Source organism: Streptomyces spinosisporus, assembly GCF_022698145.1.
GTDB lineage: Bacteria > Actinomycetota > Actinomycetes > Streptomycetales > Streptomycetaceae > Streptomyces > Streptomyces spinosisporus.
In genome coordinates this window covers 228,699-244,060 of record NZ_JALDAX010000004.1, presented here as the reverse complement: position 1 = coordinate 244,060, position 15,362 = coordinate 228,699, and the positions used below count along the sequence as shown (strand labels likewise).

General features: G+C 72.4%; 14 protein-coding genes. 13 read left to right on the top strand and 1 reads right to left on the bottom strand.

The genetic code is table 11. The annotated features are described in order from the left end of the window. Positions 1-64: 64 nt before the first annotated feature. Positions 65-1,267, bottom strand: a complete 1,203-nt coding sequence (locus MQN93_RS12590) for a pyridoxal phosphate-dependent aminotransferase (RefSeq protein ID WP_242709541.1) — start codon at positions 1,265-1,267, stop codon at positions 65-67. A 728-nt stretch (positions 1,268-1,995) separates the two neighbouring features. On the opposite strand from MQN93_RS12590, the gene MQN93_RS12585 reads away from it, so the two are divergent. The 13 genes from MQN93_RS12585 to MQN93_RS12525 all read left to right on the top strand — a co-directional run bounded on the left by MQN93_RS12585 (position 1,996) and on the right by MQN93_RS12525 (position 15,354). Continuing rightward, complete coding sequence (locus tag MQN93_RS12585; RefSeq protein ID WP_016437228.1) at positions 1,996-2,532, top strand: DUF2617 family protein; 537 nt, start codon at positions 1,996-1,998, stop codon at positions 2,530-2,532. Between the two features lie 98 nt (positions 2,533-2,630). Then, positions 2,631-4,262 (top strand): polyamine aminopropyltransferase, encoded by a 1,632-nt coding sequence (locus MQN93_RS12580; protein ID WP_242709540.1) that lies wholly within the window; start codon positions 2,631-2,633, stop codon positions 4,260-4,262. A gap of 105 nt (positions 4,263-4,367) precedes the next feature. Then, a complete protein-coding gene (locus tag MQN93_RS12575; RefSeq protein ID WP_242709539.1) occupies positions 4,368-5,249 on the top strand; it encodes an SRPBCC domain-containing protein in 882 nt (293 codons plus the stop codon). Positions 5,250-5,310: 61 nt separating this feature from the next. Next, on the top strand, positions 5,311-6,117 hold the full coding sequence (locus MQN93_RS12570) for an aldose epimerase family protein (protein ID WP_242709538.1): 807 nt from the start codon (positions 5,311-5,313) through the stop codon (positions 6,115-6,117). Positions 6,118-6,127: 10 nt separating this feature from the next. After that, positions 6,128-6,676, top strand: coding sequence for an orotate phosphoribosyltransferase (pyrE, locus tag MQN93_RS12565; RefSeq protein ID WP_242709537.1), 549 nt, complete (start codon positions 6,128-6,130; stop codon positions 6,674-6,676). Between the two features lie 139 nt (positions 6,677-6,815). Then, complete coding sequence (fbaA, locus tag MQN93_RS12560; RefSeq protein ID WP_016437233.1) at positions 6,816-7,838, top strand: class II fructose-bisphosphate aldolase; 1,023 nt, start codon at positions 6,816-6,818, stop codon at positions 7,836-7,838. Positions 7,839-7,914: 76 nt separating this feature from the next. Further along, the gene (locus MQN93_RS12555; protein ID WP_242709536.1) at positions 7,915-9,381 is read left to right on the top strand and encodes an MFS transporter; all 1,467 of its coding nucleotides are present in this window, start codon (positions 7,915-7,917) and stop codon (positions 9,379-9,381) included. A gap of 109 nt (positions 9,382-9,490) precedes the next feature. Then, positions 9,491-9,904 (top strand): DUF3151 domain-containing protein, encoded by a 414-nt coding sequence (locus MQN93_RS12550; protein WP_037783394.1) that lies wholly within the window; start codon positions 9,491-9,493, stop codon positions 9,902-9,904. Positions 9,905-10,056: 152 nt separating this feature from the next. Continuing rightward, a complete protein-coding gene (locus tag MQN93_RS12545) occupies positions 10,057-10,887 on the top strand; it encodes a tryptophan 2,3-dioxygenase family protein (protein WP_016437236.1) in 831 nt (276 codons plus the stop codon). After that, a complete protein-coding gene (gene kynU / locus MQN93_RS12540) occupies positions 10,880-12,127 on the top strand; it encodes a kynureninase (RefSeq protein WP_016437237.1) in 1,248 nt (415 codons plus the stop codon). The genes MQN93_RS12545 and kynU overlap by 8 nt, the downstream gene beginning before the upstream one ends. A 189-nt stretch (positions 12,128-12,316) precedes the next feature. Next, entirely contained in the window at positions 12,317-13,201 is an 885-nt protein-coding gene (locus tag MQN93_RS12535; protein ID WP_016437238.1) for an alpha/beta hydrolase family protein, read from the top strand. A gap of 96 nt (positions 13,202-13,297) precedes the next feature. After that, the gene (locus MQN93_RS12530) at positions 13,298-14,692 is read left to right on the top strand and encodes a sensor histidine kinase (protein ID WP_037783395.1); all 1,395 of its coding nucleotides are present in this window, start codon (positions 13,298-13,300) and stop codon (positions 14,690-14,692) included. After that, on the top strand, positions 14,689-15,354 hold the full coding sequence (locus MQN93_RS12525; RefSeq protein ID WP_016437240.1) for a response regulator: 666 nt from the start codon (positions 14,689-14,691) through the stop codon (positions 15,352-15,354). The genes MQN93_RS12530 and MQN93_RS12525 overlap by 4 nt, the downstream gene beginning before the upstream one ends. The last annotated feature ends 8 nt before the right edge of the window (positions 15,355-15,362 follow it).

The window sequence follows — 15,362 nt, the reverse complement described above, 5'->3', positions numbered from 1 at the left end:
GCCCGGCCGGGGCACCGACCATCACGGTCGCGTGCCGGGGCCGGGCTCTTGCCGTGCGGGGCCGTCAGCGCGTGAATGCGCTGCGGAGCCGTTCTGCCGCCTCCTCCAGCACCCCGGTCTGCTTGCAGAACGCGAACCGTACGAAGGGCGCGCCCTCGTCGCGGTGGTCGTAGAACACGGCGTTCGGGATGGCGACGACGCCGGCCCGCTCGGGCAGGGCGCGGCAGAAGGCGAAGCCGTCGCTTACGCCGAGCGGGCGGATGTCGGTGGTGATGAAGTACGTGCCCGCGGTCCTGAAGACCTCGAAGCCCGCTTCCGTCAGGCCCTTGGCCAGCACGTCGCGCTTGGCCCGCATGTCCTCGCGGAAGGCGGTGAAGTACGTGTCGGGCAGCGCCAGCGCCTCGGCGACGGCGTACTGAAAGGGCCCGGCCGAGACATAGGTCAGGAACTGCTTCGCCGAGCGCACGGCCGTGACCAGCGCCGGGGCGGCCGTCACCCAGCCCACCTTCCAGCCGGTGAAGGAGAAGGTCTTGCCGGCCGACCCGATGGTGACCGTGCGCTCCCGCATGCCCGGGAACGTCGCGAGCGGCACGTGCTCGCCGTCGAAGACCAGATGCTCGTAGACCTCGTCCGTGACGACGAGCAGGTCGCGCTCGACGGCCAGCTCGGCGATCGCGGCGAGCTCGGTGCGGTTGAGGACCGTGCCGGTGGGGTTGTGCGGGGTGTTGAGCAGCAGGAGCCGGGTGCGGTCCGTCACCGCGGCGCGCAGTTCGTCGAGATCCAGCCGGAAGGAGCTCGCGCCCTCGCCGACGTGCGGGCGCAGGGTGACCGGGACACGGGTGCCGCCCGCCATCGCGATACAGGCCGCGTACGAGTCGTAGTACGGCTCCAGGGCGATCACCTCGTCGCCGGGCTCCACCAGCGCGAGCAGGGCCGCGGCGATGGCCTCGGTGGCGCCCGCGGTGACCAGGACCTCCGTGTCCGGGTCGTACGCCAGCGCGTAGCGCCGCTCCTGGTGCGCGGCGATCGCGGTGCGCAGCTCGGGGATGCCGGGGCCCGGCGGGTACTGGTTGCCGCGCCCGTCGCGCAGCGCCCGCACCGCCGCCTCCCGGACCTCCTCGGGCCCGTCCGTGTCGGGAAAGCCCTGACCCAGATTGATCGCACCGGTCCGCACGGCCAGCGCCGACATCTCGGCGAAGATCGTCGTCCCGAACTCGGCGAGTCGACGGTTGAGAAGGGGGCGGCTACTGGAGGTCATGCGGGCCATCCTGCGCCGAAGCTCTGGACTTCCTCAACTCTGCTTTGGGCGTGACGGCGTTCGGGAATCCCCCGGGCACGCAAGAAACAGCTCACGCAAACAACCAAGGCGCCCACGGGGGGCTGCTTCGGTTCTACCGAAAGGACGGTGACGCCATGACCGGCTTCATCGTGGCGGCGGTCGTGATCGTGTTCGTGGCGGTCGTCGTGTCAGCAGTGCGCAAGGGTGGTTCGGGCAGGTCCCGTTCGGCGGGGCGGCGGGGATCGTACGTCGCGGGTGGCAGCGGCAGCTGGTGGGCCGGTGACGGCGGATCGTCGGGCGGGGACGGGGGGCACCACGGAGGGGGTCACCACTCCTGCGGCGGCGGCTCGTCCTGCGGGGGCGGTTCCTCCTGCGGGGGTGGCGGCGGATGCGGTGGCGGAGGCAGCTGACACGGGGCAGCTGAGCTCCGCCCGGTACACCGGCGTGCGCCACGCGGTCGTGGCGCACGCCGTGGTTGAACAATTGAGCAGTGAAGCCCTCTGAGGGATGGAAACCCTACGAAGTTGGGTAAAAAGGCTGTGGTGGCGCCACCGTTCATGATTCCCTCTAAATCACCGGCACAGCCCCTCGGTCGTCCCACGCAGTGCTTCTGACCTCCCGACTGGGCTGACCCGGGTGATCGCCCCGGAGTCACCGGGGTGTGCCGGACCCCCACACCTCTTCCTTTTCTTTGTGTGCCAGCGGAGAGCCGACCCATGCTCACGACCCTGAACACCTCGTACACCGACACGCGCGCGGCCGACCTCGCCTGGACACTCGGGCGTGAGGCGCTTCCGGCACTGGCCACGCTCGATCTGGAACTGGCCGGAGCAAAGCTGCAGTTGAGACTGCTCGGCGCCTCCCACCAGGTGCTCCTGGAGGAGGAGCGGGGCGTGTGTTCGGAGACGGTGGCGTGCATCTCCGGCAGCAGCACCCCGCTCCCGCTCGGCGTCGCCAAGCGGGTGGGTGACTGGGAGTACGAGTTCGCGGCCCGCGTGGAGGTGCTCTCACCGGGGTCGTTCGCGGGCCGTGCACAGGAGCTGCTCGCGCTGGTCTCCGACCATCCGCACGGCCTGGCGGGCGTCTTCCCCGGCAGCCCGCACGCCTTCACCGCACTGCTGGTGCAGCGGCACGAGGGCCAGGTCCACTGGCGGACCTGGCACGCCTACCCGCAGGACGGGCAGCTGGTGGCGACGCGGACCCGGGTGGGAGTGCGGGTGCCGGCGGCACGGCTCAGTCCGGCGGACGCCTGACCCGAGGCCGGGACCTCAAACACGGGGCACCCAACGGGCGAACAGTTCCACACGTGTGGGTGACGAGGCGTGACTCATCCGTGACGTAACGTCGCACCGTGATCGAACCGCACGCACCGGCACCACCCGGCTCCCCGCCCGACTGGGCGAGCCCGGCCCGGCTGCCCGTGCAGCCGGACACCGGCCGGTTCCTCGTACTGTCGTGCGTCTTCGTCTGCGCGGCCTGCGGACTGGTGTACGAACTCGAACTCGTCGCCCTCGCCTCGTACTTGATCGGCGACTCGGTCACCCAGGCCTCGGTCGTGCTGTCGGTCATGGTCTTCGCGATGGGCATCGGATCGCTCGCCGCGAAGCGGCTGCGCTGGCGGGCCGCGGCCGGCTTCGGCGCGATCGAGACGATCCTCGCGCTCGTCGGCGGCTGCAGCGCGATGGCCCTGTACGCCGTCTTCGCCTGGACCGGCGACTGGGGCGGTCTGTGGGGTCCGCGCTGGCTGCTGGTCGCCTTCTCCCTGACGATCGGCCTGCTGATCGGCGCCGAGGTCCCCCTCCTCATGGAGCTGATCCAGCGCATCCGGCGCCAGGACGCGGGCGGCGCGGTCGCCGACCTGTTCGCGGCGGACTACGTCGGCGCACTCGTCGGCGGACTCGCCTTTCCCTTCCTTCTGCTGCCCCTCCTGGGCCAGTTGACCGGCGCCCTGATCACCGGCGCGGTCAACGCGCTCGCGGGCGCCACCCTCGTCCTCGGCCTGTTCCGCCGCGACCTCAGCCGCCGCGCCCGCCGGCTGCTGCTGATCGCCAACCTCACCGTCCTCGGCCTCCTCGCCGCCGCGGCCGTCCTCGTCGACGACTTCGAACGGGCCGCACGGCACGCGGTGTACGGCAACGACGTGCGGGTGGCGCTGCAGACCGGCATCCAGGAGGTCGTCCTCACCGGCGGCACCCACGGCCGCCCCCTCGAACTCTTCCTCGACGGCCGCCTCAGGGTCAGCGGACACGACGAACTGCGGTACCACGAAGCACTGGTGCACCCCGCGATGAACGGCCCGCACGCGCGCGTGCTGATCCTCGGCGGCGGCGACGGACTGGCCGCACGCCAAGTGCTGCGCCACACCGGCGTGCAGAGCGTGGACATCGTCGAACTCGACCCGGCGGTCGTGCGGTTGGCCCGCCACGACCCGGCCCTGTCGAAGCTGAACGGCCGGGTCTACGACGACCCACGCGTGCGCGTGACGACCGACGACGCCTTCAGGCGGCTGCGCACGATGCCCCCCTCCTCGTACGACGTGGTGATCTCCGACCTGCCCGACCCGGGCATCACGGCCAGCACGAAGCTGTACTCCCAGGAGTTCTACGGCCTCGCCCGCCGCGCCCTCGCGCCCGGCGGCCGGCTGGTGGTGCACGCGGGCCCGTGCGCCGACCGGCCGCGGGTGTTCTGGACGGTCGAGGCGACGCTGCGGGCCGCGGGCCTGCACACCGCGCCCTATCGCGTCGGCGGCCGGGAGGCCGGCTTCGCCGCGGGGCCCGACCGCAGCGCCGGTGCGTCCAGCGCCCCGCGCGACTGGGGCTTCGTCCTGGCCTCCGCGGACCGCACGCCCCGGCTCGGCCTGGATCCGCACGAGCCGCGCCTGCGCACCCTCACCCAGCCGGGCCTGACGGCCGACGCCGCAGCCGTGCGGGCCACCCGCATCGCAGGCCTGCCGGCGTCGACCCTGGTGCACCCGCGGTACTGAACACGCCCCCGGCGTGCCGACGCACACGCCCCCGGCGGGCCGACGCGCGGTCACTTTCGACCAACGGGGGTGCAGGATCCGGCCTCGTGGGTAGGCTCGCGTGACATGGAGCATGAGGTGTTCGTTCCGGTTCCGGCCCAGCGGCTGAAGGAGACACTCGCCGACCAGGCAAAGGTCGCGCGTGCGGTTCCCGGGCTCCAGCAGGACGCGGGCGCGGAGCCCGTCACCGGGCGGCTGAAAGTGCGCGTCGGGAGCCACTCCGTCACCTATCGGGGCACCGTGCGGGTCGTGGCGCGGGAGGACGGTTCGTACACCGCCGAGGGCGATGTCGCCGAGACCCGCGGCACCGGCTCGGTCAAGCTCGCCCTCACGCTGCGCGTCGAGGAGACGGAGGACGGCTCCCGGCTGGTCTTCGGGGGCACGGCATCCGCGGACGGCCGTCTCACCGAGATGCCGGCCGAGCAGGTCGCCTCCGCCGCGACGCGCCTGCTGAACCGTTTCGCGGAGAGCCTCGGGGCGCTGGCGGCGGAACAGCCCGCGCAGGAGGCCGCGAAGGAGCAGGAAGCCGCGAAGGACTCGGCGCCGGAGGCGTCGAAGGACGCGGCCGCGGAAGAGGAAGTGGAGGCGGCCGACGCCGGGCACACCTCCGTCTTCGACACCGAGGTCCCCCCGCCCTCCCTGGACCCGCTCGCACAGGACGAGGACGAGGACGACCACGAGGCCGGGGCCGGGGCTGCGAAGGGAGCGGGCGGCGGCGACCTCACCGAGGACTCCGAGCCCCCCGCCGAGGCGGCCCACGCCCGCCGCACGATGATCGGCCGCAGCGCGGAGGAGGTCGACCACGCCCCGCCCCGCGGCCGCTACGCCCCGGTCCCCGCGCCCCAGTCGGCCGCCGCGGGCTCACCCCTGCGCTGGGCGGCCCCCGCGGCGGCCCTCGCCCTCGCGTCCGCGATCGTCGTCACCCGGGCGCTGCGCAAGCGCCGCTGAGCACCGCCGCGTGCGTGACGGCGGCGTACGCGGTCCTGATCGCCCCAGTAGGGTCGTCGGCGTGAGTGACGAAGACATCACGCTGACCGCGGGCGACGCGGAGGTGACCGTACGGCCGGGCAACGGCGGGCGGGTCTCGGGGCTGCGCGTCGGCGGGACCGAACTGCTGCGCCAGGGCGAACGGTTCGGCTGCTTCCCGATGGCCCCCTGGTGCGGGCGGATCAGGAACGGCCGCTTCCTGGACGGTGCGACCCTGCACCAGATGCCGCTCAACTCCCCGCCGCACGCCATCCACGGCACCGCCCGCGACGGCGCCTGGAGCGTCGTGCGCGCGGACACCGACGGGGCGGTCATCACGTACCCCCTGGTGGAGCCCTGGCCCTACGCCGGCCGTGTCACGCAGGAGTTCGCCCTGACCCCCGACTCCCTGACGCTGACGCTGTCCGTGGAGGCGCACGACTCGTCCTTCCCGGCCCAGGTCGGCTGGCACCCGTGGTTCAACCGTGCCCTCGTACGCGCGGACGGTTCCGTCGGCGAGGACGTACGGATCGACTTCACGCCCGCCTGGCAGGAGGAGCGCGGCGAGGACCACCTGCCCACCGGCCACCGCGTCGAGCCGAAGCCCGGACCCTGGGACGACTGCTTCGGCATGCCCGGCGGCGTCGACGTCACCCTGACCTGGCCCGGGCAGCTGGAGCTGAAGGTGACCAGCCGCGAGGAGTGGGTCGTCGTCTACGACGAGCAGCGCGAGGCCGTGTGCGTGGAGCCGCAGACCGGCCCGCCCAACGGCCTGAACACCATGCCGCGCCAGGTCACCCTGCTGGAGCCGCTGGAAGCGACGGCCACCTGGACCTGGCGCCGCCTTTAAGCTGACTGGCATGACGGACGTACGAGGCGAGCTGCTGCAGCAGATCAAGAACAAGGCCGTGGTGCACGGCAAGGTGACCCTGTCGTCGGGGCTGGAGGCGGACTACTACGTCGACCTGCGCCGGATCACCCTGGACGGTGAGGCGGCCCCGCTGGTGGGCCAGGTGCTCCTCGATCTCACCGCCGATCTGGACTTCGACGCCGTGGGCGGTCTGACCATGGGCGCCGACCCGGTCGCGGCCGCCATGCTGCACGCGGCCGCCGCGCGCGGCAGCCGGCTCGACGCCTTCGTGGTGCGCAAGGCCGCCAAGGCGCACGGGCTGCAGCGCCGCGTCGAGGGCCCGGACATCGCGGGCCGCCGGGTGCTGGTCGTCGAGGACACCTCCACCACCGGCGGCTCCCCGCTGACCGCCGTCGAGGCGGTGCGCGAGGCGGGTGCGGAGGTGGTCGCCGTGGCGACCATCGTCGACCGTGCGACCGGCGCCGCGGAGAAGATCCAGGAGGGCGCGGGAGTGCCGTACCTGTTCGCCTACTCCAAGGACGACCTGGGTCTCGACTGAGTTATCCACAGGGTGGACAGGACGGGCAAAGCATCCGGCCGAGTCTGGAAAGATGGGGCCGACGACGACGTCATCCCCAAGGTCTAGGTCAGGGCCGCAGCACGCAGAACGCCAACCGCACATACCAAGGAGCGGACAGATGCCCATCGCAACTCCCGAGGTCTACAACGAGATGCTGGACCGGGCGAAGGCAGGCAAGTTCGCCTACCCGGCCATCAACGTGACCTCGAGCCAGACCCTGCACGCGGCGCTGCGCGGCTTCGCCGAGGCGGAGAGCGACGGCATCGTCCAGATCTCCACGGGTGGCGCCGAGTTCCTGGGCGGCCAGTACAGCAAGGAGATGGTCACCGGCGCGGTGGCCCTCGCCGAGTACGCGCACATCGTCGCCGAGAAGTACCCGGTCACGGTCGCGCTGCACACCGACCACTGCCCGAAGGACAAGCTCGACGGCTATGTCCGCCCGCTGCTGGCCGTCTCCGAGGAGCGCGTGAAGGCCGGCCGCAACCCGCTCTTCCAGTCGCACATGTGGGACGGCTCGGCGGAGACCCTCGCCGACAACCTGGCCATCGCGCAGGAGCTGCTCGAGCGCACCCGCGCCGCCAAGATCATCCTCGAGGTCGAGATCACCCCGACCGGCGGCGAGGAGGACGGCGTCTCGCACGAGATCAACGACTCGCTGTACACGACGGTCGACGACGCCATCCGCACCGCCGAGGCCTTGGGCCTGGGCGAGAAGGGCCGCTATCTGCTGGCCGCCTCCTTCGGCAACGTCCACGGTGTGTACAAGCCGGGCAACGTCGTGCTGCGCCCCGAGCTCCTGAAGGAGCTGAACGAGGGCGTGGGCGCGAAGTTCGGCAAGCAGTCCCCGTTCGACTTCGTCTTCCACGGCGGCTCCGGCTCCACCGAGCAGGAGATCCGCACCGCGCTGGAGAACGGCGTGGTCAAGATGAACATCGACACCGACACCCAGTACGCCTTCACGCGTCCGGTCGCCGACCACATGCTGAAGAACTACGACGGTGTGCTGAAGGTCGACGGCGAGGTCGGCTCCAAGAAGACCTACGACCCGCGCACCTGGGGCAAGCTGGCCGAGGCGAGCATGGCCGCGCGCGTGACCGAGGCCTGCGGTCACCTGCGCTCGACGGGCACGAAGATCAAGTAACCGGGGGACGGCGGTTGGCCGTCTCTCTCGGACGAGCCCGGTGCTACGGCACCGGGCTCGTTGTATACCTGGGGTCATGCCCGACGTCCGGATCGCCTCTCCCCGGGGCAAGTGGATCCTGCTGACCACTGTGCTCGGCTCCAGCATGGCGATGCTGGACTCCACCGTCGTCAATGTCGCCCTGCCGCGCATCGGCAGCGACCTGGACGCCGATCTCGCCGTGCTGCAGTGGACGGTCAACGCGTACATGCTGACGCTGGCCGGGCTGATCCTGCTCGGCGGCTCCCTCGGCGACCACTACGGCCGCCGCAAGATCTTCGTCATCGGCGTCGTCTGGTTCGCCGCCGCGTCCCTGCTGTGCGGTCTCGCGCCGACCTCCGGCGTCCTCGTCGCGGCCCGCGCCCTGCAGGGGATCGGCGGGGCGCTCCTCACGCCGGGCTCACTGGCGCTGATCCAGGCGTCCTTCCACCCCGACGACCGGGGCAGAGCGGTCGGTCTGTGGTCCGGGTTCGGGGGCATCGGCGCGGCCGTCGGACCGTTCCTGGGAGGGTGGCTGGTGGACGGGCCCGGCTGGCGCTGGGTCTTCCTGCTCAACGTCCCGCTGGCCCTGCTGTGCGCGCCGATCGCCCTGCGCCATGTCCCCGAGTCGGCGGACGGCCGCTCCCACGGCCGCTTCGACGTCCTGGGCGCGGCGCTCGGTGCCCTGTCCCTCGCCCTGATCACCTACGCCCTGATCGAGGCCCGCCAGGGCTCGCTGGTGGTCGTGATCACCGCGGTGGCCGGGCTGGTCGCGGGCGTGGCCTTCGTCCGGGTCGAGCAGCGCAACCCGGACCCGATGATGCCGCTCGACATCTTCGCCTCCCGCCAGTTCACGGCGGTCAACCTGGTCACGCTGTGCGTGTACGCGGCGTTCGGCGGGTTCTTCTTCCTCACGGCCCTGCAGCTCCAGGTCGCCGTCGGCTGGTCGCCGCTGACCGCCGGTACGTCCCTGCTGCCGACGACCGCCCTGATGCTGCTGTTCTCCGCCCGCTCGGGCGCCCTGGCCGACCGTATCGGCCCCCGCATCCCGCTCACCGCGGGCCCGCTGCTGTGCGCCGCGGGAATGCTGCTGATGCTGCGGGTGGGCCCCGGCGCCTCCTACGCCGCCGACGTGCTGCCCGCGCTCCTCGTCCTCGGCACCGGCATGGTCACCCTGGTCGCCCCGCTGACCTCCACCGTCCTCGCCTCGGTGGACACCGCCAGGGCGGGCCTGGCCAGCGGCATCAACAACGCGGCGGCCCGCGCGGCCGGCCTGATCGCGGTGGCCGCGCTGCCGCTGGTGGCCGGCATGGGCCCCGAGGCGTACCTCTCCCCCGACGCCTTCAACGACGCCTTCCACCGGGCCATGCTCATCTGCGCCGCCGTACTCGTCGTCGGCTCGGCGGTCGCCTACGCAACGGTCCGCGCCCTACCCCCCGACTGCCGCCGCCCGGAATGCCTCACCCACGCCTCAATCACCGCACCACCCCTGGAGGGGGAGCGCGCGGGGCGGCGGATCGCGTAGGCCTGGGTGTGGGGCACGGTGAGCTTCGTTGATCTGTGCCGTAGTGCCGGCCCCGTAGTCGAGGGGCGCCGTGGGAGCCGGGGGTGGGGGGATGGCGCAGACTTGGGGCATGTCGATTCACGAGAACCTTCTGGGGGGCCCGCCCCCGACCCATCTGCCCGACGACCCCGCGCCCCGAGAGCTGCTGGCGAACGGCACGGCGCCCGCGGACGTCGCCGCCAAGTACCCCACGTCCTCGCTGGCCTGGGCGCAGCTGGCCGACGAGGCGTTCGAGCGGGGCAGCGTCGTGGAGTCGTACGCCTACGCCCGCACGGGCTACCACCGGGGCCTGGACGCCCTGCGCCGCAACGGCTGGAAGGGGCACGGCCCGGTGCCCTGGGAGCACGAGCCCAACCGCGGCTTCCTGCGCGCCCTGCACGCCCTCGCCCGCGCCGCACAGGCGATCGGCGAGCAGGAGGAGTACGAGCGCTGCTCCCAGTTCCTGAAGGACTCCTCGCCGACCGCAGCCCAGACGCTGGGTTAGCGCGTACGGTGCTCCGCGGGTCCGCCCGGTCCGACCGGGCGGGCCTTGCGGCGGGCCGGAGTGATTGCGGAGGATGCCCGTGGGGACCGGGGCCCCCGTGCCGGTAACGGCAGGGGCGGACCGCTACCCGGAGTACACATCAGGAGACAGCGATGTCCCACCAGGCTTCCGAGCCGGAGACCCCGCATCTCGATTTCCAGGGCACCACGCCGTACGAGGACTACGTCAAGGCGGACGTGCTCACCCACCTCCAGCACACCCTCTCCGACGACCCCGGAGAGATGGTCTTCCTGGTCACGACCCAGGTCATGGAGCTGTGGTTCACCGTCGTCGTCCACGAGTGGGAGACCGCCGCGCACGCCCTGCGGTCCGACGACGTGCCGACGGCCGTGGCCGCTCTGAAGCGCTCGGTGCGCGAGCTGGAGGCGTTGAACGCCTCCTGGCGGCCCCTCGGGCAGCTCACCCCGGCCCAGTTCAACTCCTACCGCTCGGCCCTCGGCGAGGGCTCCGGCTTCCAGTCGGCGATGTACCGGCGCATGGAGTTCCTGCTCGGCGAGAAGTCCGCGTCCATGCTGGTCCCGCACCGCGGCGCCCCGCGCGTGCACGCCGAGTTGGAGAAGGCGCTGCACGAGCCGAGCCTGTACGACGAGGTGCTGGCCCTGCTCGCCCGCCGCGGCCACCCGATCCCCGCCTCCGTCCTGCGGCGCGACGTGTCCCAGCGCTACGAGCCCTCACCGGCCGTCGAGGCCGCCTGGACCGCGATCTACTCCGGTGACGAGCACGGCGAACTCGCCCGCCTGGGCGAGGCGTTGACGGACGTCGCCGAGCTGGTGTGGCGATGGCGCAACGACCATCTCGTCGCCACCCGCCGTGCGATGGGCGCCAAGGCGGGCACGGGCGGCTCGGCCGGAGTGGCCTGGCTGGAGAAGCGGGCGCAGAAGAACGTCTTTCCCGAGCTGTGGACGGCGAGGTCGCATGTCTGACACCACCCCCGACACCACCCCCGATACCACCCCCGACACCACCCCTGCCATCACACGATCCCTCGCGGCCCGGGCCGCGAAGGCGGACGCCTCCGACGAACTGGCCGCCGTACGCGCGAAGTTCGTGCTCGACGAGGTGGTGTACCTGGACGGCAACTCCCTCGGCGCGCTGCCCGTGGCGGTGCCGGGCCGGGTGGACGACGTCGTACGGCGCCAGTGGGGCGAGCTGCGCATCCGGTCCTGGGACGAGAGCGGCTGGTGGACGGCGCCCGAGCGGATCGGCGACCGTATCGCGCCGCTGGTCGGGGCGGCGCCGGGGCAGATCGTCGTCGGCGACTCGACAAGTGTCAACGTCTTCAAGGCACTTGTGGCCGCGGTACGGCTCGCGGGGGACGGCCGGGACGAGATCGTCGTGGACGCGACGACCTTCCCCACCGACGGCTACATCGCCGAGTCCGCGGCCCGTATGACGGGCCGCACCCTGCGCCCGGTCACCCCGTCCGAGGTCCCTGACGTCCTGTCCGACCGTACGGCCGCGGTCCTGCTCAACCACGTCGACTACCGCACCGGCCGACTGCACGACCTGCCCTCCCTCACGGCCGCGATCCACGCCGCGGGCGCGGTGGCCGTCTGGGACCTGTGCCACAGCGCGGGCGCCCTGCCGGTCGGCCTGGACGAGCACGGCGTGGACCTCGCGGTCGGCTGCACCTACAAGTACCTGAACGGCGGCCCGGGTTCACCGGCGTACCTCTATGTGCGCCGCGACCTCCAGGACCGCTTCGACTCCCCGCTGCCCGGCTGGAACTCCCACGCGGAGCCCTTCGGAATGCGGTCGGAGTACGAGCCTGCGGCGGGCGCACTGCGCGGTCGCGTCGGCACACCGGACATCCTCTCGATGCTCGCCCTGGAGGCGGCCCTCGAGGTCTGGGACGGCGTCACGGTCGAGACCGTACGCACCAAGTCCCTGGCCCTGACGGACTTCTTCCTGGACTGCGTGGCGGAGTACGTCCCACCGGGCCGCGTCGAGTCCCTGACCCCGGCGGCCCACGCCCAACGCGGCAGCCAGGTGGCCCTGCGCTGCCCGGACGCGGGCGAGGTGATGAAACGCCTCATCGCCCAGGGCGTCGTCGGCGACTACCGCAACCCCGACGTCCTCCGCTTCGGCTTCACCCCCCTGTACATCGGCTTCACGGACGTGGAACGGGCGGCGCGGGTACTGGCCGGGACGCTCGCCGGGTAGCCCCAGCGCCCCGCCGCACGGCCGGGTGGTCCCGCGGACCGCCCGGCTTGCACGGCTACAGAACCGTTCCCCCCTCACCGAGCGTCACATCCCCGTGTCCGTGCACGTCACCGGGCTGGTACCGTCCCCGCCAACGGCCCGGATCGGATCTGGTCCGCCAAGCAGGTTACGACGCTGAGAGGTTGGAGCATGCCGGACGACGTCGCAGCAGCGCGGGCCGCCGCCGAGGAGGAGTCGGTCTTCTCGCACCCGGTGGTCGATCCCGACCTGACCGTGGCGTACGGCGACCATCCCGACCAGCTGGTCGACTTCTACACGCCGCGCGTCGAGGTGATCCCGGGCGCCCTCGCGCCGCTGGTGGTCGTCGTGCACGGGGGTGCGTGGCGGGCGGCGTACGACCGGCGGCACATCTCTCCGTTCGCGGACTTCCTGGCCCGGCGGGGCTTCGCCGTGGCCAGTGTCGAGTACCGGCGGGGGAGCGCGATCCCGGCCCAGGGCGGGAGCGGTCCCGTCGCGGGCCGGTGGCCGGAGACCTTCGACGACGTCGCGGCCGCGCTGGACGCGCTGCCCCGGCTGGTGCGCGAGACCCCCGTGCAGGCCGACGTGCGCCGCACGGTGGTCACCGGGCACTCGGCCGGCGGCCATCTCGCCCTGTGGGCGGCGGCCCGCCATCTGCTGCCCGCCGACGCCCCCTGGCACCTCGACCGTCCCTCGCCCCTGCGCGGAGTCGTCGCGCTGGCGCCGATCGCCGACTTCGAGGTCGCCGACAAGCTCGACGTGTGCGCCGGCGCCACACGTCAACTCCTGGGCGGCGACGAGAAGTTCGCCGAGCGCCGCCCGTACGCCGACCCCTCCCTGCTGCTGCCCACCGGCATCGCGACCACCCTCGTCCAGGGCCGCACCGACCTCACGGTCCCGCAGGCGGTGGCCGAGTCGTACGCCGACGCCGCCGCGAAGGCCGGCGAGGTGGTGGGCCTCACGCTCCTGGAGGACGTCGGCCACTTCCCCCTGATCGACCCGGCCGCCGACGCGTGCGCGGTGGTCGCCGAGGAGATCGCCCAGCTGGCGTGGTGACACCGGGCCCCGGCGGCCGTAGTACCTGAGAGGGAGACCGCAGGACCCTTCTCACTGGTGACGCCCGCAGACCCGCCTGCGCCTACCGTCTTACCCGTGACCGACACGACCCAGACGCAGTCGACGCCCCCCGAGCCGCCGGAGGGCGCGTACGAGCCGTACAAACCGCGCAGCCCCGAGTTCCGGGCGGCCATGGACGCCCTGCGCGGGCTGCGGCAGGACCTGTTCCACGACGCCTTCGCCTATCGCCCCCTGCCCCGCGCGAGCGGCGACGGCCCGCTCGCGCGCCGGATGTCGGGGCGGATGCGGGAGTACGCGACCTGGACCCCGCACGCCCTGATCACGGCGGCCGGTCTGCTCGCGATGCTGATCGCGACCAGCGGGTTCCTCGACGCCGGCGTCAGTCTGGTCGTCGGTCTGCTGGCCCTGGCCCCGGTCCTGCTGACCATGGCCCGCCCCGTCGGCGCGTTCTGGCTGTCGATGGCCGCGACCCCGCTCGCCGCCGCGCTCGACAGCAGCGGCGACTCCGAGTGGCCGTGGCCGGCCGGCGCCTTCGCCTGCCAGCTGTTCGTGCTGACGATCGTGGCGATACGCACCCGGCCGCGGGCGACCGCCTGGATGTGGCTGCTCACGGGGGTGTACGGCCTCGTCGCCGAGAGCATCCTCGGCGGCTACGGAAACTACGACGGCTACGGCCACTACTTCGGCCCCAACACCGTGGAGATGCTGTTCGTCTCCGCCATCGCCCTGCTCGCCGTCACGGTCTGGCACATCCGCCGCGACGCCCGCCAGGAGGTCACCGCCCAGCGGACGGTGACCGCGCACGAGCGGTCCAGGCGCACCCTCCTGGAGGAGCGCACCACCATCGCCCGCGAACTGCACGACGTGGTCGCCCACCACATGTCGGTCGTCGCCATCCAGGCGGAGGCCGCCCCCTACCGCGTGGAGAACCCGCCGCCGGAGCTGGAGCGCGCCTTCGCCACCATCCGGGAGAACGCGGTCGCCGCGCTCACCGAGCTGCGCCGCGTCCTCGGTGTCGTACGCGCCGAGGACTACGAGGCCCCGGACGCCCCGCAGCCCACGCTCGCGGACCTCGACGCGCTGCTGGCCAACGTCCGCGAGGCGGGCCTGAGCGTCGACAAGGTGGTGACCGGAGCGGTCCGCGAGCTGCCGCAGGGCGTGGAGCTGTCGGCGTACCGCATCGTCCAGGAGGCGCTCAGCAACAGCCTGCGCCACGCGCCCGGCGCCGACGCCCGGGTCGAGATCGGCTACGTCCTCGGCGGCCTGGGCGTGCGCGTCGTCAACGGCCCGCCGCCCGAGCCGAGCCTGATCAAGCCCTCGCCGGGCGCGGGACACGGCATCACCGGCATGCGGGAGCGCGTCTCGATGCTGAGCGGCGAGATGACCGCGGGCCGGACCGACGACGGAGGCTACGAGGTGGCGGTGTTCCTGCCGGTCGCGGTCGCCGAGGTCAGGGAAGGTGACGCATGACCATCCGCGTCCTGATCGCGGACGATCAGATGATGGTGCGTGAGGGCTTCTCCGTCCTGCTGAACGCGATGCCGGACATCGAGGTCGTCGGCGAGGCGGTCAACGGCCGCCAGGCGATCGACCGGGTCCGCGAACTCGCCCCCGACGTCGTCCTGATGGACATCCGCATGCCCGAACTGAACGGCATCGAGGCGACGAGGGAGATCGTCGCCGCCGACACCACGGCCAAGGTCCTCGTCCTGACCACCTTCGACCTCGACGAGTACGTGTACCAGGCCCTGCGCGCGGGCGCCTCCGGCTTCCTGCTCAAGGACGCCTCCGCGCGCCAACTGGCCGACGGCGTACGGGTGGTGGCCGCGGGCGAGGCACTCCTCGCGCCGACCGTGACGAAGCGGCTGATCACGGAGTTCTCGAAGCTGGCGGAAGCACCACGCCACCTGGCATCCGCCCAGGCGGCCTACGGCGACCTGACCGAACGCGAGACCGAGGTCCTCGTCCTCATCGCCCAGGGCCTGTCCAACGCCGAGATCGCCGGCCGCCTGGTCGTCGCCGAGTCGACGATCAAGACCCACGTCAGCCGCATCCTGGTGAAGCTGGGCCTGCGGGACCGCACCCAGGCGGCGGTGTTCGCGTACGAGGCGAGGCTGGTCACGCCGGGGTGAGCCGGGCT

Coding starts and splice junctions, on each gene's coding strand:
- MQN93_RS12590 (WP_242709541.1), bottom strand. CDS start 1,267: ATGGCCCGCATGACCTCCAGTAGCCGCCCCCTTCTCAACCGTCGACTC.
- MQN93_RS12585 (WP_016437228.1), top strand. CDS start 1,996: ATGCTCACGACCCTGAACACCTCGTACACCGACACGCGCGCGGCCGAC.
- MQN93_RS12575 (WP_242709539.1), top strand. CDS start 4,368: ATGGAGCATGAGGTGTTCGTTCCGGTTCCGGCCCAGCGGCTGAAGGAG.
- pyrE (WP_242709537.1), top strand. CDS start 6,128: ATGACGGACGTACGAGGCGAGCTGCTGCAGCAGATCAAGAACAAGGCC.
- fbaA (WP_016437233.1), top strand. CDS start 6,816: ATGCCCATCGCAACTCCCGAGGTCTACAACGAGATGCTGGACCGGGCG.
- MQN93_RS12555 (WP_242709536.1), top strand. CDS start 7,915: ATGCCCGACGTCCGGATCGCCTCTCCCCGGGGCAAGTGGATCCTGCTG.
- MQN93_RS12550 (WP_037783394.1), top strand. CDS start 9,491: ATGTCGATTCACGAGAACCTTCTGGGGGGCCCGCCCCCGACCCATCTG.
- MQN93_RS12545 (WP_016437236.1), top strand. CDS start 10,057: ATGTCCCACCAGGCTTCCGAGCCGGAGACCCCGCATCTCGATTTCCAG.
- kynU (WP_016437237.1), top strand. CDS start 10,880: ATGTCTGACACCACCCCCGACACCACCCCCGATACCACCCCCGACACC.
- MQN93_RS12535 (WP_016437238.1), top strand. CDS start 12,317: ATGCCGGACGACGTCGCAGCAGCGCGGGCCGCCGCCGAGGAGGAGTCG.
- MQN93_RS12525 (WP_016437240.1), top strand. CDS start 14,689: ATGACCATCCGCGTCCTGATCGCGGACGATCAGATGATGGTGCGTGAG.